Annotated in this window: 16 protein-coding genes; 11 read left to right on the top strand and 5 right to left on the bottom strand. The window is 70.4% G+C overall.

What is annotated here, in order from left to right; all coding sequences use genetic code 11:
* Nucleotides 1-674: 674 nt before the first annotated feature.
* A complete protein-coding gene (locus tag AC5P1B_RS24080) occupies nt 675-1,163 on the top strand; it encodes a DUF5709 domain-containing protein (RefSeq protein WP_493889576.1) in 489 nt (162 codons plus the stop codon).
* 31 nt (nt 1,164-1,194) lie between these two features.
* Entirely contained in the window at nt 1,195-1,542 is a 348-nt protein-coding gene (locus AC5P1B_RS24075) for a hypothetical protein (protein WP_493889574.1), read from the top strand.
* An 868-nt stretch (nt 1,543-2,410) separates the two neighbouring features.
* Here the strand turns inward: AC5P1B_RS24075 and AC5P1B_RS24070 are convergent.
* The gene (locus AC5P1B_RS24070) at nt 2,411-3,478 is read right to left on the bottom strand and encodes an LLM class flavin-dependent oxidoreductase (protein ID WP_493889573.1); all 1,068 of its coding nucleotides are present in this window, start codon (nt 3,476-3,478) and stop codon (nt 2,411-2,413) included.
* 202 nt (nt 3,479-3,680) lie between these two features.
* On the opposite strand from AC5P1B_RS24070, the gene AC5P1B_RS24065 reads away from it, so the two are divergent.
* The gene (locus AC5P1B_RS24065; protein WP_493889571.1) at nt 3,681-4,106 is read left to right on the top strand and encodes a transposase; all 426 of its coding nucleotides are present in this window, start codon (nt 3,681-3,683) and stop codon (nt 4,104-4,106) included.
* Nucleotides 4,107-4,233: 127 nt separating this feature from the next.
* Here AC5P1B_RS24065 and AC5P1B_RS24060 read toward each other — a convergent pair whose 3' ends face one another.
* From AC5P1B_RS24060 to AC5P1B_RS24045, 4 genes are all read right to left on the bottom strand, one after another.
* Entirely contained in the window at nt 4,234-5,304 is a 1,071-nt protein-coding gene (locus AC5P1B_RS24060) for a serine hydrolase domain-containing protein (RefSeq protein ID WP_493889588.1), read from the bottom strand.
* Nucleotides 5,305-5,851: 547 nt separating this feature from the next.
* Nucleotides 5,852-6,595, bottom strand: a complete 744-nt coding sequence (locus tag AC5P1B_RS24055) for a class I SAM-dependent DNA methyltransferase (RefSeq protein WP_493889570.1) — start codon at nt 6,593-6,595, stop codon at nt 5,852-5,854.
* A gap of 225 nt (nt 6,596-6,820) precedes the next feature.
* A complete protein-coding gene (locus tag AC5P1B_RS24050; protein ID WP_493889569.1) occupies nt 6,821-7,240 on the bottom strand; it encodes a hypothetical protein in 420 nt (139 codons plus the stop codon).
* Between the two features lie 94 nt (nt 7,241-7,334).
* Nucleotides 7,335-9,443: a hypothetical protein gene (locus AC5P1B_RS24045; RefSeq protein ID WP_493889568.1), complete on the bottom strand. Its 2,109-nt coding sequence runs from the start codon at nt 9,441-9,443 to the stop codon at nt 7,335-7,337.
* 226 nt (nt 9,444-9,669) lie between these two features.
* Between AC5P1B_RS24045 and AC5P1B_RS24040 the strand changes: the two genes are divergently transcribed.
* The 8 genes from AC5P1B_RS24040 (at nt 9,670) to AC5P1B_RS24005 (ending at nt 16,624) form a co-directional block, all read left to right on the top strand.
* Nucleotides 9,670-9,882 carry a hypothetical protein gene (locus tag AC5P1B_RS24040; protein WP_493889567.1) on the top strand — a complete coding sequence of 71 codons (213 nt, stop codon included), beginning with the start codon at nt 9,670-9,672 and terminating at the stop codon, nt 9,880-9,882.
* A 122-nt stretch (nt 9,883-10,004) separates the two neighbouring features.
* Nucleotides 10,005-10,376: a transcriptional antiterminator gene (locus AC5P1B_RS24035; RefSeq protein ID WP_493889586.1), complete on the top strand. Its 372-nt coding sequence runs from the start codon at nt 10,005-10,007 to the stop codon at nt 10,374-10,376.
* A gap of 25 nt (nt 10,377-10,401) precedes the next feature.
* Nucleotides 10,402-10,764: a DUF2620 family protein gene (locus tag AC5P1B_RS24030; protein WP_493889565.1), complete on the top strand. Its 363-nt coding sequence runs from the start codon at nt 10,402-10,404 to the stop codon at nt 10,762-10,764.
* Nucleotides 10,765-10,804: 40 nt separating this feature from the next.
* Nucleotides 10,805-12,145 (top strand): YhfT family protein, encoded by a 1,341-nt coding sequence (locus AC5P1B_RS24025; RefSeq protein ID WP_493889564.1) that lies wholly within the window; start codon nt 10,805-10,807, stop codon nt 12,143-12,145.
* A gap of 34 nt (nt 12,146-12,179) precedes the next feature.
* Complete coding sequence (locus tag AC5P1B_RS24020) at nt 12,180-13,154, top strand: phosphotriesterase family protein (protein WP_493889562.1); 975 nt, start codon at nt 12,180-12,182, stop codon at nt 13,152-13,154.
* Nucleotide 13,155: 1 nt separating this feature from the next.
* The gene (locus AC5P1B_RS24015; protein ID WP_493889560.1) at nt 13,156-14,271 is read left to right on the top strand and encodes an aminotransferase class V-fold PLP-dependent enzyme; all 1,116 of its coding nucleotides are present in this window, start codon (nt 13,156-13,158) and stop codon (nt 14,269-14,271) included.
* Nucleotides 14,272-14,273: 2 nt separating this feature from the next.
* A complete protein-coding gene (locus tag AC5P1B_RS24010; protein WP_493889559.1) occupies nt 14,274-15,428 on the top strand; it encodes an alanine racemase in 1,155 nt (384 codons plus the stop codon).
* Nucleotides 15,425-16,624, top strand: a complete 1,200-nt coding sequence (locus AC5P1B_RS24005; RefSeq protein ID WP_493889558.1) for a phosphopentomutase — start codon at nt 15,425-15,427, stop codon at nt 16,622-16,624. The genes AC5P1B_RS24010 and AC5P1B_RS24005 overlap by 4 nt, the downstream gene beginning before the upstream one ends.
* The last annotated feature ends 156 nt before the right edge of the window (nt 16,625-16,780 follow it).

Raw genomic sequence — 16,780 nt, 5'->3', positions numbered from 1 at the left:
GGGGGGGGGGGGGGGGCTCAACTGAGACCAGGATGAGGACCCGGCCTCCGAAGGAGGTGAATCGGTGAACATTCGATTGATCACCCAAGCAGGACTCGGTTCCGCGAGAACCCGACACCGCCAGGAGATGCCGTCGGCCTGACAGCTCGGCGTCGCCCCCTCACCGCGTTCCCCGGCCGGTGAAATCCGATCCGATCCAATCTGTTCCAACCCAACCCCGGCCAACCTGATCCACCCAACTCAATCCGATCCTTATCGACCTCCCGAAAATAGCGCGTCGATCCACGTCGTCGGATTGCGGAAATTGCCCGGGCTGGAGCTTGTACGCGAATTTCTTCCGGCGCTCCAGCATTTCAACGAGGAATGGCTTGTGTAGTTAGTCAAGCGAGGAACGAATCTGGCGCTCACTGTCCAAGGTCCGGCGAATGGGAATCCGCTCATCGATGCCACAACCGGTGGCTTCGGCGACGAGTATCGGCACACTCCGCGCGAGTGGGAAAGCGCGCCCCGCGCACCACGGCGTTTACCGGAAGGCGAGGGTGTGCCGCAGCGGGGCCGGGGAAGACGCAGGGGGAAAGTCTGGCGATGCGCTGATGGTCGACTGGGGCGGATGATGGAAACAGGCGGGCCTCGCCAGAGGGGGACAGGGCACTGCTGCACACCATGGAGCAACGATGAGCGACGAGATGGCTGACGATGTGTACCAGCCCACGGGAACCAACGAGGAGCAACAGGACGCAGCCCCACTGGATCTTGAGGACGCATTGGACGAACGGGGTTACGACGAGATCCTGGACGAGGGCTACTCCCCGCCGGAGAAGCCGCTGGGCGTCAACAAGATCGGCGTCACCGCCGAGGAACAGAACCTCGGAGAGACGCTGGATGAGCGGTTGGTCCAGGAGGTCCCCGACGTCACCGCACCGGAGGGCGACGGCAGGGGGGACCTTCCTGGTGGCGAGGGCGAACTGATCGACCGCGAAGCGGGCACCGACCGCGCGGGCCGCCTCCTTGCCCCCGACGAGGGTGCCCACCCCAACACCACCGCGGGCCTCGTCGCCCAGGACGTCGGTATCGACGGCGGCGCCGCGGGCGCGGAGGAAGCCGCCGTGCACGTCACCGAAGAGCCGGACGTCACCGACTCCGAGTCGGATGACCTGGAGTAGTGAAGCCCCCGACGGGATACGCTCCCGGTCCATGACACAGCCCACGTCGAACGCGCGTCCGCTGCCGGACCGTCCGAACCAGCTGTGGGGCGCCGCCGTCGCCTCGTTCGCCGTCTTCCTCCTCACCTGGGGCCTGGCTTGGGGCAAGGCGAACCTGGCCAACGAGGACCTGCATAACGCCTGCTACCGCATGCGCAGAGGGACGTTTCCACCGGAGGAGGCGTGCGTCTCCGGGAACGGCGCCGTCTCCGGTGCCAACGCCTGGTGGGTCGATCCGCTGTTCTTCACCTCGGTCACGCTGTCCGTCGTGTTCGCGGCATGGGCGCTCACCCTGGAGATGACCGCCGCCGGCCGGAAGAAGAAGGGAACATCCCGCTGACCGGGCCTTCGGCAAGAGGCCGGCGATCAGCGCGCCCGGAGGCTCCCGGGCTGGCTCCCAGGCTCATGACCGCCCTCCCGTGCGTTGTCGTCCGAGCGAATATCGGCGACTTCTCCCAGTCGTTACGCGTGGCGGTAGGGGGGAAATACCCAGGCCGGTCTCTTTACGCCCATTCCTTCGGCCGCTTCTCAGCCTGCGGCAGCGGCCCGCCGGGAACATTGGGCTCGTAGGCGACATTGGTTGCTTCCCCGCGAGAATATCTGCCCGGTCGAGCCTGCCGCCCGCCGATTTCCGACGGCAACGCCTTTGGTCAGTACGCTCTCCGGCAAGGGTTGCTAAAGCGCTTTTTAGGGCCATTGTGACGGCACGGACAGCAACGTCCAAGTGCTGTGCCCCGGGTGTCACCAGTCCCGGACCGGGACCCGGCCGGGGACTGCCCGCTAGTGACTCGCCCACCAGGCCGCCCCGCTGCCGGTGGCCGTTGTCACCAGCGTGATCAGCCATACGGGCACGCGTTGGATCGTCAAATGCAACCCACCACAGCGGAGTTCGAACTGTGGACGATTGCCGATGGTCTCGGGTTTCATGGATCTAGCACAGCAGTTACTCGCCGGTAGGCAATTGTCGCCCCCCGTCAAAGCCGCCCGCGGGCGGCATGTCCGATCGCGCATCCGTTCGATGCTGTGGCTTCGCGGAGTGGCGGAGGTTCCGCTGACGACGAGGACAGGCACACCGTCCACGTATCGCAGGCTGAGCGCGCCCACGTCTTGGGGTTTGATCTCGGACGCCGGGATCAAGTCAGGGCGATGGCAAAGTCTTGGTGATCTTGTAGGTGTGCAGGTCATGGACGTGCGGCAGGCGGGTCCGCTCAGGTGAGGAGTTTCGCGAGCTGGGCCATCTCGGTGGGCGGGTCGATCACCGGCTGGATGAGGAGTTCGTCGACGCCGACCTGTTCCAGGGTGGTGATGCGGGCGAGGAGGTCGTCGCGGGTGCCGACCAGGGCCAGGGTGTTCATCAGCGAGGGCAGAACCAGGTCCCGGTCCTGCGGTGCGATCCGCCCGAGGTAGTTGGGGTAGAGCTTGGTGTGCCGGTCCGGCGCGGTGGCGGTGGTGCCGCGCCGGTCGAGGAGTCGCCACACCGCCTCGCGTTCCTCGGGGCCGAGTTGATCGGCGAAGGCGGGTGTGTTGGCGGCTGTGTCGGCGGCGAAGGCCAGCAGCGACAGGACGAGGTGGCCGGTCGCGTCCCGGGCCGCGTCGCCGTGGGGGTCCTCGTCCTGGTCGAGTAGGTGGAGCGAGGTGACCACGTAGGAGTCCGTGTGGGAGTCGGGGTCGCGGAGTGTGTCCTGGGCGGCGTGGCGGCGGGCGTCGTGCAGCGCGTGCCAGGCGGTGGCATCCAGCAGGCCGAAGGAGATGAGGCCGGTGCCGCGGCGGCCGGCGACGGCGGCGGCCTTCGGTCCGAGCAGCGCGGCTACGACGAACCCGATCGGGTCGGCGGTGTTCACGTGCGCCCCGGCGTGCAGGAACCGGATGTCGCGGACCCGGTCACCTTCGCGGTACTCGGTCGAACGTCCGGCGCAGAGGTCCTGCAGCGCGGCGGTGAACTTCTCCAGCCTGGCCGCCGTGGTCGGCCGCATGCCCAGGGTGCGCCGGGCGGTGTTTCCGGTGCCGACTCCGCAGATGATCCGGCCCGGTGCCAGGGCGTTGAGGCCGGCGAGCCCGCTCGCGGCGGCCGGGGCCGAGCGCAGCGCCGGTGAGGTCACGCCGATGCCGAGCCTGATACGGCTGGTGGCCTTCGCACACAGGCCCAAGGCGACGAAGGGATCACCGTGGACCATCGGGGTGTCGTTGACCCAGAAGCTGTTCAAGCCCAACTCCTCGGCCCGCACGGCGAGGTCCTCCACACCGGGCCGCGCGCTGACCACGATGCCTGCACGCATCACAACCCCCAAGGTGTGCGACGGAATCGAACTCGCTCAGCATGACAGGTCCCGGCGCAGGGCCGTTGCGGAGTCGCGTAATTCTGTTGCGACGCAGGTCGCGGTGGCCGTGCCTGACGCAACGGAACCCCGTTGACGCAGATGGCCTTCCCAAGTCGTCCGCCTGCAACGGAGCTTCGATGTGCCGTCAGTCTGCCACGCCGTGTCTCGTCAAGACCCTGCCGCCGCACCATCCGCTGACGGGCTGGAGCCGGACTATCCTGGCGCGGTCCAGGCCGCCCGGATCAGGCGCTTTCGCGCGAACGCCAGAACCGGCCGACTCACCCGCAAGACGATCTACGCGGTCACCTACTTGCCCTCGACGCAGGCGTCGCCGCAGCAGCTCGGCGAACTGGCCCGCTCGCACTGGGGTATCGAAGGCCGGCTGCACTTCGTGCGCGACACGACCCTCGCCGAGGAGGACGCCAGCCGCATCCGTACCGGCCGCGGACCGGAGAACATGGCCACCTTGCGCAACCGCGCCGTCAGCACCCTCCGACGGGCCGGGCACCAGAACCTCGCCGCTGCCCTCCGGCATGTCTCCTGCCAGCCCTTCACCCGCCCGCTGGACCTCCTCGGCATCAGCTGACCAGCACAGCGACAGATCACGCGACTTCGCGACAGCCCTGGGGTCAAGCCCAGATCGGTGGTCCCGGACGCTGGATCGGCACCCGGCTCCGCTCCTGACCCGGTGGACGATCCCCAGGAGGCGTGGTTCAGCGGCACAGGGCCGTGTCCACGACGTTGTCGACACGCTTCCTGGCTGCCTCGTCGGTCAGCTGAATGGTCACCGATACGTTGGCGGCGCGGCCGTCGTCGGTGGCCCCGCCCCGCGTCTCGTATCCCGGGAAGCTACCGCCGTGGCCCCAGGAGACGCCGCCGCACGGCAGTGGCCTGCTCACGATCCCCAGTCCGTAGCGGGCGCCAGAGCCAAAGGTGCCTTCAGCGGGGACGCTCATGCGCATCTGGGCGAGCTGGGCCGCCGGGAGAAGGCGGCCGGCCAGGAGCGCGGTGAAGAACCGGTTGAGGTCGGAGTTGGTGGAGATCAGCTGGCCTGCCGCCCAGCCCCAGGAGGGGTCCATTTCTGTGACGTCGTGCAGAGGCGCGCTGGCCGAATCCCGGTAGTAGCCCTTGGGATGGGGTTCTCGGATGGTCACGTCACCGGGGGCGGGGAAGTAGGTGTGGCGCAGCCCGATGCGTTTGATGACGCGCCGGTCCATCTCCTCGGCGAGGGGCCGGCCGGTGACTTTCTGGATGATCAAGCCAGCCAGTATGTAGTTCGTGTTGCTATATCCCCATTTCGTCCCGGGGGCGAAGTCGGCCTTGTGCTGGAGAGCGATGTCGAGGAGGTCGCGGGGTTCGAAGTGCCGGACGTCGTCCCCCAGGTAGTTGGTGTAGTTGGGAAGTCCGCTGGTGTGCTGCAGGAGCTGTCGGACGGTGATGCAGCGCCCGTCGATACCCTTCCCGCGGACGAGGCCCGGCAGATAGGTGTCGACCGTGGCGTCGAGGCCGATCCTCCCTTCGCCGACCAGTTGCAGCACGACCACCGCAGTGAACGTCTTGGTGTTGCTGCCGATCCGCACCTGACCGTCCCTGGGCACCTTCGAGCCGGTGGCCAGGTCGCCCACCCCTGCGGTGTAGGTACGGGCGCGGCCCTCGCGGTCCTCTACACTCGCCAGCGCAGCGGGCAGGCCATCGGAGTGCACCAGCGCGCTCAGGCCCTGCTGGACGCTGTCCGGCCTGGCGGCAGCGGATGCCCCGGGCGGTGCCAGGACACCCACCGTCATGACGCCCACGGCCACCGCGGCCGCGGTCGGCACGGCCCCGCGCCGACCACCCCGCCGCCGCCCGGAAGAACAGAACCTCTGCCATGCCTGCTCACGCACGAGCCAACTCCTATGGAATCGCTGGGAAACCAGCCGTATGTGCCGGGCCCAGCATTTCCGGATGCGACCGCCCCGGACGATCCTGCTACCCGCCCAGCTCCGGGTAGGGCTAACCCCCGGTACGCCCAGTCGATGGAGAACGGGGGCACGGATGAATGACGAGGTCACGGTGGCGGCGTCAGGAGAGCAGATCGCCACCTACGCGACGGTCCCTGTAGCGCCGTCTGACGCCAGATCGACTTGTCGCAGCCGATGGGCCGACCGCCGGCACTGCCGCGGTGACGGCGGTTGACCCGCTGCATCCCGCGCTCGGGCATCGTGTGCTTGGCATCATGTGCTTGATCTGTTGTCGGCGCGGGTTATCAACGTCCCCAGTCCCGACCGTCACCGGCGCATCAGGCACAACCTGATGGTGGGCGGGGTCGTAGTGCGTCTCGCTGAATGGCTGCTACGCCACGCTGTCGGCTCGTTCGTAAACGCTGATGTGACGCCAACTCGCGGCGGTGTACGGCTCACCGTTCCAACCGCCCCACCGTTCGCGTAGCCGAAGACCAGCGATGCGGGCCATGAGGTCGAACTCGGGCGGGTGGGCCAGGCGTAGCCTGATGGGGGAGAGCCTGATACCCCCGCTGCTGATGCGGATGTGGTTCAGGTCGAGGACCTGGGTCAGTGGGTCGTACTGGCCGGCATCGAGGTCAACGTAATCGAGGCCGACCTGCTCGGTGTCGAGGTACTGATGACCGGGGCGTGCGGGCGCGGTGGGGACGCGACATTCGAGGACGAACACGCCCTCGTCGGTCAGATGGTCGGCGGCGTTCTGGAAGCATTGGACCTGGTCGTCTTGGGTGAGCAGGTTGCCGATCGTGTTGAAGACCAGGTAGACGAGTCCGTACGCGCGGCCGGTGGTGACGCGGGACATGTCGCCCATGGTCACGTCGACTTGATCGCCACCTGACTTCTCGCGCATCCGATCGACCATGTCTTGCGACAGTTCGATCCCGTCCACCCGTACCCCGGCCTGCATGAGGGGCAGCGCGATCCGGCCGGTGCCCACGGCGAGTTCCAGAGCGTGTCGTTGCCCTGCGAGCTTGGCCAGGAACTCGACGGTCTCGGCCTCATCACCGCGTGGATCGTCGTCGTACTGCTGGGACACCTCATATCCGAAGCTCGTCTTGGGATCGAACCCCTCCACCTGACGCTCCTCTCATAATCAGCCGGATCGCTTGGCCAAGCCTGATGAAAGCTCGTGTCCGGGCCGGACCTTACCGCCGGAGTTCCTGGCACTGCCACGCCTTTGGTGAGTCGACTGATCCGGTGCCAACGGCTCGATCCGCTCACTTGCGCGTCAGCCAGTGGCACCCGCGGGCCAACGATCAGATGCTCCCCGGTTCGGCCGTCAGCCGCGCGCGGGGACGGATCAGGACCCGCCGAAGCGGCGTTGGAGTTCTTCGGCCAGGTCGGCTCCCGCCGCCGTGGCCAGGCTGACGGCCACCGGGTGGAGCACCAGGGCGCTGACGGCTGTGGCCAGGGCGGGCAGGTGGCGGGCGAACCAACCGCGGACGTAGCCCATGGTGGTCAGGTCGACCTCGCCGGTCACGGACTCCTCCAGCTCGTCGAGGAGTTCCCGCGCACGGTCCGCCTCGGGTTCGTCGTCGGGCACCAGGGCACGCACGCGGGCGAACTCGGCGCGCAGCCGTGCGATGTCCCGCTCGGTCACCGGGGCGGGGTCGGCGGTTCCGGTGTCGGTCCGGATGACGGTGTTCTGCTGGCCGATGACCACCTGTCCGGAGACGTCGCGGGTCCGTACGTCATAGCGGTCGGCGTTGTTCTCGCTCATGCCACGGATGTCCTTCCGTTGGACTTGCCGGTGTGTGCGGAGGTGTGCGGAGAGGCGGAGGGGCGCGGATCGGGGCCGGGGCCCAGGAGAACGGTCACTGGTTGCCGGTCAGGGGAAAGTCCACGAACTGTTTGCCCTGGAAGTCGAGCACCTTCACCGTGGCCGCGTAGGTGCCGGGGCCGGGGGCCCCCTGGAAGTTGACGGCGAACTCGCAAAATTCATTGTCGGCGGAGGGGCAGGAGGTCCGCGTCGCCGTCCACGAGCCTTCGCCGTCGATCGAGAGGGTGTCCACGTCGTCACACGGGCGCAAGGGAAAGGTGAAAGACCGGGTCTCACCCGGCAGGAACGGCCCGTATTTGCCGTCCGTCGGTGTGGGGGTGGCGGAGGGGCAGACCTGCTCGTTGGGGTCGGGTTGACCGTTGCCGTCGTTGCCCGCGGTGTCGCCGGGGTCCCCGTTCGCGCCGTTGCCGCCCTCGTTGCCGCCGACACCCCCCACGCCGGGATCATAGGTGGTCGGTTCCTCCAGTGGCGGCTCGTCCCGCGACGGTGACGGCTTCTCGCTCGTGGTCGGCGACGGTGACGTCTCCGCCGGGGCGGACGGTTTCCCGTCCGTCGTGCTGGGTTCCGGGGAGGACGGCGCGGCGGAACCCTCCGTGGCTACGGGAGCCGCGCCGGTCCGGCGCGGTGACTCGTCGCCGCCGGCGACGGCGAAAGCGAAGACGCCGCCGGCCACCACCACGGCCAGGGCCGTGCCGATCACGGCCGGGCTCCCTGCCACCGCGCCCCCACCGGACTTGGCGGATACGGCATGGCCGAGCGCTGTCCCTGTGCCCGTCCCGGCCCCGACCGCCAGCCCCGCGGTCAGACCGAGCGCGCGTCTGCGTACGCCGTTCTCATGGGCGAAGTACGCCTCGTCCTCGGACGCTCCCAGTTCGCGGGCCGCCGCCTGGCCGAGCTCCAGGACCACGCGCCAGGCTCCCCAACGCAGCGTACGAGCGAGCATGGGCGCCGTGGCCCTGGCCAGGTCGCGGACGGCGGTGTGGTTCCGCGCCCGGGCCGCCGCGGTGAGGGCGTGCCGCAGGACGGCGGCGTTGGCTGCGATCTCCGTCCGGGTGGCCCCGGTGCGTACCCAGGCCGCCAGGGCGGGTACGTACTGTGCCGCGTCCCGCGCCGGGCCCACCTGTCCGGCGACGAGCGCGGCCAGCCGCCCACAGGGCCGCAGGCCGTCCCCGGCTGGGGAGACGAGGTGGAGGGACGCCAGCTCGGCGGCGGCCGTACGATCCACACCTTTGGCGAGGACGCCCAGCAGGGTGTCGGAGACCGGCAGGGGGGCGAAGGCGTGGAGGGTGTGCAGCAGTGTCGCCGCCGACTCGCTGAGCTGGCCGGCGTATCCCGTGGCGACTGCCTGCTCGTCGACCGTGAACCCGGTGGCATCGGACACGCCGGGCCGCCGGTCCGCGGCCCGTACGGCGGCGGCTGCCTGCGCCAGCGCCAGCGGATTGCCCTGCACCGCGGTGATGAACCCCCTGGCCCGCCGCGACTCGTCTGCGTGCAGCGGGCGGCCGAGCGTGCGGGTGAGGAGGCCGAGGGCGGCGTCCTCGGCAAGCCCGTTCAGGCGCAGTGCCCGTCCCTCGGCTTCGATGTGGTGCTCGGCGCACGCGACGACGACGTCGCAACCGGGGGCGGCGTCGAACAGTTCGGCCAGATCCTCGTCCGAGCCCTCGAAGTCGTCCACGACGAGCACGGCCTGGACCGCGCCCATCAACCGCCGCCGCCGGGTGGGGTCGGGCTTGTAGTCCTCGGCGTCGTAGCACGCGTGGAAGAGGTCTTCGAGGACGTCTTCCACCGGGTGTCCGGCGGCGGCGAGGAGCACCACGTCACGGCCGGATGCCGCACGGTCTGCCGCGAGGTGGCGCAGCAGGGCCGACTTTCCGCAGCCCGGCGGCCCGAAGACGTGGACGGGGTGCCCCTCGGCCAGCCACCCTTCAAGCTCGGCCAGTTCGTCGTCGCGGCCCAGCAGCGCGACGCCGCGGCCGGGCGCGGCGCGGCCGACGGGACGGCTGCGGCGGCGGACCGGGGGCGGGCCTGCGGTCCGTAGGTTCACGGAGGAGCCGCGTTCGGCGTGGACGACGACGTTCTGGTCGCCGACGACGAACTGCCCTCCGACATCGCCGTTCACATGAATGCTGCTGTTGTCCCCCATTTTCCCGCCCCCCGGGACACGCACGTGAGAGGGACAAGTCAAGCAGCCGAGTCATGCGAGGAGAGACTGTTTCGGCTATTGATTGCACCTAGTCATTCTTCGACCAGAATTGGGCATCTTCCGACAGAAATGAAGCACGCGGCGGAGCCGACTGTCGACTGCGGCGTGCGGGCTCCGGTGCTGCGGGAGTTCGCTGAAGTGCTCGGTGGCCGGGGTGCGTTCTGCCATGGTGATCGTGTCGTTGGCTTTCCACGACGGTGTCGGCCGTGGCGTAGGTGACCCCTTCGCCGGGATGTTCGATGGCACGACCGTGACGCCGCCGCGGGACCGGGCGGCGCTGCCGGCCAGGGGAATGCCGGCCAGAGGGATGCCGGCCAGGGGAATGCCGTCGATCGCCACCATGGCCGCACGCCAGAACCGCTGGACCGGAGTGCTGTGAGCGCCCAGCGGCACCTCGCGTCGCCCGGCGCGCCGACCGGTCAGGCCGCGGACGCCCGGGACGTGGCCGGCTTGCTGCGCTCCCGAGATGGGTACATCCATGCCGGAGGGGAGGGCGGCGTGATGGACGAGCAGCTCGCCCTTCGTCTCCGGATCTTTGCAGAGAGTTCCGCGCGCCCCGGAGTCGTCGATTTCGTCCGGGCCGAACTGGAGGCCCTGGCCGCTGAGGGCCGCACCATCACCGACGCCACGGCGGGCATGCTCACCAGCCACCTGGTCATGGCCCTCACCCGGCTCCTCGACGGTGAGCAGGCCGGACAGGTCCTCACCGACGCACAGGTCGCGGCGGAACTCGGCGGACACCCCGAGGCCGTCGAGCGGGCGCGGGCCGTCTCCGCGCGGGCCGAGCGGGTCTTCGGAGCGCCACTCCCCAGCTCCGAGGTCAACTTCCTGAGCCTGCACCTCGCAGTGCTGGCCGACAACTCTCCATCGTGAACCCTGAGAAGAGAAATGAGCGGTCATGGCGACACAGATCCTCACGGGCGGCCTCGGCAAGCACGAGGTCGCGAACGCGGTGAACAGACTCGGCCTTGAGGGTGTCCAGGCCTCCGTGTCCAACGACATGGACGCGGCGGTCACACTCCGATCCGGCCGCACCGCCTACTTCCTGGGCACCTGCCACACCGGAGCCGGAGCGTCCCTGGGGGTCCTCGTCGGCCTCCTGGGGCAGTCCGCCTGCCATACCTTCGGCCGCTCCGTCCCCACCGCGGAGGAGGTCGAGGACCTGGTGGCCGGGGGCACGAAGGTCTTCGGGTTCGCGGTCGACCAGATCGACCCCATCGCCCCGCTCCTGGCCCGCACCATCGCCGCGCGGACCGCCTGAGCCTCCGCCAGGCCCCTGCCCCCGGTGCGAAGGAGTCCTGGTGAGCAGCGTTCTGGTCGCGGCCCGTGCCAGTCTCGATTTCTCGCCGCCGCAGCAGCTGACCGTCATCGCCCTGTGCGCGCTGACCGCACTCATCTCCCACATGGCGCTGGCCGTCTTCAACGACGGCGTACGGCCGTTCATGGGTGACTTCATCCACACCCGCACCACCCGCGGCGCCACCACGGCGGTCTCCTTCGGTCTCTCGGCGGGCTTCATCTTCGGCCTCGGCGCGCCGATGGCCCTGGCGACCGGTGTCCTCAACCCGTGGCTGCTCTTCCTCCCCACCGACATCCTGGGCATCCTCGCCCCCCGCAAGTGGCTGGCCGCGCTGCTCGGCGGGGCCTGGGGAGCGGTGGCCGTCTTCCGGCTGAGCGGGGCGAACGACCTCGCGCACGACCTGCCCGTCGACTTCATCACCGCGATGCAGCAGATGTCGACGCCGATCCTGTTCCTCTTCACGCTCTTCCCGGTCCTCGCCATCACCAGGCAGTTCGGGCGGCTGCGCGGCGGCATCGCGGCCGTCGTCGAGCTCGCCCTGGTCGTCACCACGATGAACGTCTGGCCGAAGATCTTCGCGGGTGCCCTGGCCATGGCGGCGGGCGTACTGATGCTCATCGCCTGCGCGGTGGCCAGGGACGCCCGGCAGCGTCGGGCCGACCGGGCGGCGGGCGCCGCGGGCGGCCCGGTGGCCGCCGGTGAGGTGATGGAGTCGCTGTTCAGCGCGAGCGCACTGCGGCTGCGCCGGCACCTGCCGCTGTTCATGGTGCTGGGCGCGGGCGTCTGTGTGCTGGCCCAGACGCACATCTTCGGCGGCGGGGAGGCGACGAGCTACCTGATCGCCAAGGGCGAGTACACCGAAGCCGCGCAGGTCGACTTCTACCGCGCCTTCGGATTCATGCCGCTGATCGCCACGACCGCGCTCGCCTCAGGCGCGTACGGCATCGTGGGCTTCACCCTGGTGTACCCGATCGGTTATCTGCTGCCCAATCCGGTGCTGGCGGCCGTCGCGGGCGCGGTCGTCTTCGCCGCCGAGGTGCTGGCCCTGAGCTCCGTCGGCAGGCTGCTCGGCAGGCTGCCGAGCGTCCGCGAGTCCTCGGAGTATCTCCGCGGCGCGATCGGTGAGGCGCTGGGGCTCGCGATCCTCGTCGGTTCGCTGATGGCGGCGAACGCCATGGGCGGCGGCCTCGGCATCTTCCTGTGCGGCGGCCTCTACCTCCTCAACGAGGCGATGGGGCGTCCCGTCGTGAAGATGGCGGCCGCCCCAGCGGCGGTCGTCGTGGGCGGGATCGTCCTCAACCTTCTCTACGGACTCGACCTGTTCACCCCGGTCACGGGCTAGGGCGGCACGCACGCCAGGAAGGACACGGCCCCTCATGCACGACCCCGCCACGCTCCAGACCGTCACCGGCCCCCACCCGGCCTCCGCCGTGGCGGGCCCGGTCCTCGCCCACGAGCACCTGGTCGTGGACCTCGACCGGACGGGCGAGGGCGCCGCCGTCCTCAGCGCCCGCGACCACCGTGCCCAGGTCACCGACGAACTCACCGCCTTACGAGAGGAGGCCGGCTTGAGCCTGGTCATCGAACTCACCTGCCGGGGCATGGGCCGCGACCCCCGGGCGCTGGCCCGCATCTCCCGGGACAGCGGTGTTCCCGTCATCGCCGCCACCGGCTGGTACTACGAGCCCTTCCACCCCAGGGACGTCGCCACCCAGGGCGCTGACCAGCTCGCCGCCGAGCTGATCAGCGAGATCCACGGCGGTCTCGCGACGACCGCCGACGTCGGTCTCGCGGCGACCGCGATCCGGCCGGGCGTGCTCGGTGAGATCGGCAGTCACGGCGACCCGCCGAGCCAGCCCGAGGCCCGGTGCCTGAGGGCGGCGGCCCTCGCCGCCACCGCTACCGGCCTGTCGGTGGCCACCCACGCGCAACGGGGACACGGCGGGCTCGCCCAACTGGACCTCCTCACCACTGCCGGGCTCGCGCCTCACCGGATCTCCATCGGCCACCAGGACCTGCTCAACGACCCCGGCACCCACCGTGCCATCGCCGCCACCGGCGCCTACGTCGCTTTCGACACCGTCGGCAAGGAGCACTACCAAAGCGACAGCACCCGCATGAGGCTGCTGCTGACACTGGTGGAAGCGGGCCACGCCGACCGGGCGCTCCTCAGCTGTGACATCTCCCGCCACAGCTACCTGGCGTCCGAGGGCGGCCAAGGCTACGCCCACCTCTTCCACTCCTTCGTGCCCCGACTGCGCGCGGCGGGAGCCGACGACGACCTCATCGACCTGTTGACCCGCCGCAACCCGCTGCGGTTCCTGACCGGCACGGACACGGAAGGGACCTGACATGCGGACCACACCGGTGGACCTGCCCGCGACCTTCCCGCTGCCGACCGTGCCGCTCCCGGCGGCAGTGGCCACGCAGTTCAGGCTCCTGGAGTGCGTCAGCGCCCACTTCCCGGGCGAGGAACTGCTCAGCGCGGACGCCGGGGTCATCCCGGGGCTGGGCCGTCCGCGCACCACCGCCCGCGTCGAGGCGGTCCTCGCCGCCTTCTTCGGAGCCCAGGACGCCGCACTCGTCCAAGGCGCGGGCAGCGGCGCGATCCGCACCGCGCTGCACGCCGCCCTCCGCCCCGGCGACCCGCTCCTCATCCACCGCGCGCCCTGCTACCCCACCACCGCCGTCACCCTGCGCGGCCTCGGCCTCCGGGTCACCCAGGCGGACTTCAACGACCCGGCAGCGCTCCAACACGCCTTGGACAGCGGTGAGTTCGTATGGGCCTACGTCCAGCACACCCGGCAGCGGCTGACCGACGCCTACGATCCGGGCGCGGTCATCACAGCCTGCCGGGCCGCAGGCGTACGCACCATCGTGGACGACAACTACGCCGTCCTGCGAACCCCCGCCGCAGGCGTCGAAATGGGCGCCGACGCCTCCTGCTTCTCCCTGTTCAAACTCCACGGACCAGAAGGCACCGGAGCCGTCGTAGGAGCCGGTGACCTCATCGCCCGCGTCCGCGCGGACAACTACTCCGGCGGCGGACAAGTCCAAGGCCACCAAGCACTGGACGCACTGCGTGCCCTGACCCACGTCCCGGTGATGTGGTCCGTGCAGTCCCAGGCCGGCACCGAGATCGCCCAGCGGCTGGCAGCCGGGGAAGTTCCCGGCATCACCCAGGTGCGGATCGCCAACACGCAGGACCGCTGCGTGCTGGCACGCCTGACGCGGCCCCGCGCCCGCGACCTGCCCGCTGCCGCCGCCCGCCACGGCGCCGCGCCCTACCCGGTGGGCTCCAACTCCCGCTACGAGATCGCGCCGCTGGTCTACCGCATGTCCAGCTCATCCCTGGCGGACCGTCCCGCGCTGGGGGAGTGGACCGTGCGCGTCAACCCGATGCGCGCCGGAGCCGACCTGGTCATCGACATCCTCCGCCGCGCCCTGCGCGACCTCACCCAGGACTGATCGTGTTCCTCGACACCCTCCTCGCCCGCAACCCGGCCCTGGTCAGCGCGGCGACGGACCTGCACCGCCGCGGTGCCATCCCGCCCGACACCTACGTCATGGACCTCGACGCCATCGAGGCCAACGCCGCTCTCCTGGCCACACAGGCCCAACGCGTGGGCGTCGGCCTCTGGTTCGTGGCCAAACAGATCGGCCGCAACCCCGACCTGATCCGGGCCATCGCCCGGCACATCCCCCGCTCCGCGGCCATCGACGCGACCGAGGCCCGCGCCCTGCTCGCCGCTGGAGCCCTGCCGGGCAACCTCGGCCATCTGGTCCAGATCCCGGCCCGCGCCCTGCCCGAGCTGCTCGGCCACCGCCCGCGGACGGTGACCTGCTTCGACCTGGCCAACGCCCGCGCCGTCTCCGACGCCGCCCAAGCCCTCGGCCGCGTTCAGGACATCCTCGTACGTGTCGAAGGCGCCCCCGGTGCCGTCTATCCCGGCCAGGAGGGCGGCGTCCCCCCGCGTCAGATCGCCGCCTTCGCCCAGCGCGCCGAAACACTGCCCGGCGTCCGCATCGCCGGAGTCACCGCCTTCCCCTGCGTCCTGTGCGATCCCGTCACCGGCATCCCCGCCCCCACCCCCACCTTCACCCTCGCCAACCGAGCCCGCGAGACACTCACCTCCCGCGGACACCACCACCTCATCCTCAGCGCCCCCGGCGCCACCTCCACGGCCACCCTTCCGCTCCTGGCCGACCTCGGCGCCACCCACGGCGAACCCGGCCACGCGCTCACCGGAACCACCCCCCTGCACGCCGCCGACCCTCACCAGCCCGAAACGCCCGCCTACGTGTACGTCACCGAAGTCGCGCACACGCTGGCCGACGGCCGCCCCGCCCTGTACGGCGGAGGCTTCTACCCCCGCGCGAACGTCCGCACCGCCCTGCTCCCGCGCACCGGCGCCCGAGCGCCCGTACAGGACGCCCCGGCAGCGCACATCGACTACTACCGCCTGCTCGACCCCTGCCCCGCACAGGCCGGGGACACCGCCCTGCTCGCCTTCCGCACCCAGATCTTCGTCACCCGCTCGACCGTCGCCGTCCTGGCCGGACTCTCCACCGGCAGCCCCCGGCTGACCGGCCTCTACGACGCACAAGGCAAGGAGCTGCGGTGAAAGCGGTGATCGTCGTCATCGACGGGTTCGGCATCGGAGCGATGCCCGACGCGGGCACACCGCGCCCCGGCGATGTGGCCGCCGATACCTGCGGCCACGTCCTGGACCACTGCCACCACGCCCTCGGCCGCCCCTTGCGACTGCCGGCCCTCGAGGCGCTCGGACTCGGCCTCGTCCATCCCCACCGCGATCTCCCCGAGCGGCCGCGGCCACCGGTGACCGCGTCGCGGGCGGCCCTGGGCTACCCCGGGGCGGACTCCTTCGCCGGTCACCAGACGCTGATGGGCGCCGACTTCAGCCAGGTGACGGTGGCTCGGCTCGCCGCCCACCTCACCGAGGTCACCCACGCACTGGAATCAGCCGGCCGCCGTGTCCAGCCCCTCCACGACCAGCGGATGCTGCTCGTGGACGGCACGGTGCTGGTGCACGACAGCCTGGAGGCCGACCCCGGGCTCAACTGGAACGTCTCCGGCCGCCTGGAGGACGCCCCGTACCAGCAGATCCTGTCGATCGCCCGCACCGTACGGACGGTCGCGCCGGTCGCCCGGGTCATCGCGGTCGGCGGCCACACAGACGGACCCCTCACCTCCTTCGTCCGCGAGGGAGAGGACGGCACCATCGGCCTGGACACGCCCCTGGCCGGCTTCTACCGCACCGGCGGACTCCACGTACAGCACCTGGGCGCGCGGATGGACCACCGGCGGCAACTGCCCGAACTGGCGGCGCGCGCCGGCATCCCGGTCACACTGATCGGCAAAGCCGCCGACCTCCTGGTGTGCGAGGCGGCTCGACGCCGGCCCGCGGTGAGCACCGCCCAGGTCCTCGCTCACACGAGGGACGCCGTCCGCGCGGACGGCGACGCGCTCGTACTGGCAAACGTGCAGGAGACCGACCTGGCCGGTCACGACCAGGACTCCGCCCGCTACGGCCATGTCCTCGAACAGGTCGACGCGGGCCTGGCGACCCTGATCCCCCTCCTGTCCGCCCCCGACCACCGGCTGATCGTCACAGCGGACCACGGCAACGACCCCACACTCGGCCACGCCCACCACACACGCGAGTACGTACCGGTCCTCCTGCACAATCCAGCCGCGACAGGCGTCAAACACCTCCCCGACGCCCACTCCCTGGCAGACGTCGGAGCCGCGGCGGCAGCGGCACTGGGACTGTCCCCATCGGACCCCAGTACCTGCTGATGAAGCAGGCGGGAGAACCGCGAGGCAGGGGACTCCCGGAAGAAGGGGTGGCGCGCACTGGGCAGCAGGGGGTGCCGGAAGGGAACCATGTCCGGCCGCAGGGACGGGAACACCAACGACCTGCTGCCCCGGGCGAAGCGGGACGCCGACGCGACG

This window comes from Streptomyces sp. A01 (assembly GCF_059026195.1).
Note: the sequence above shows the minus strand (reverse complement) of the source record. Positions and strands in the feature narration are given on the sequence as shown.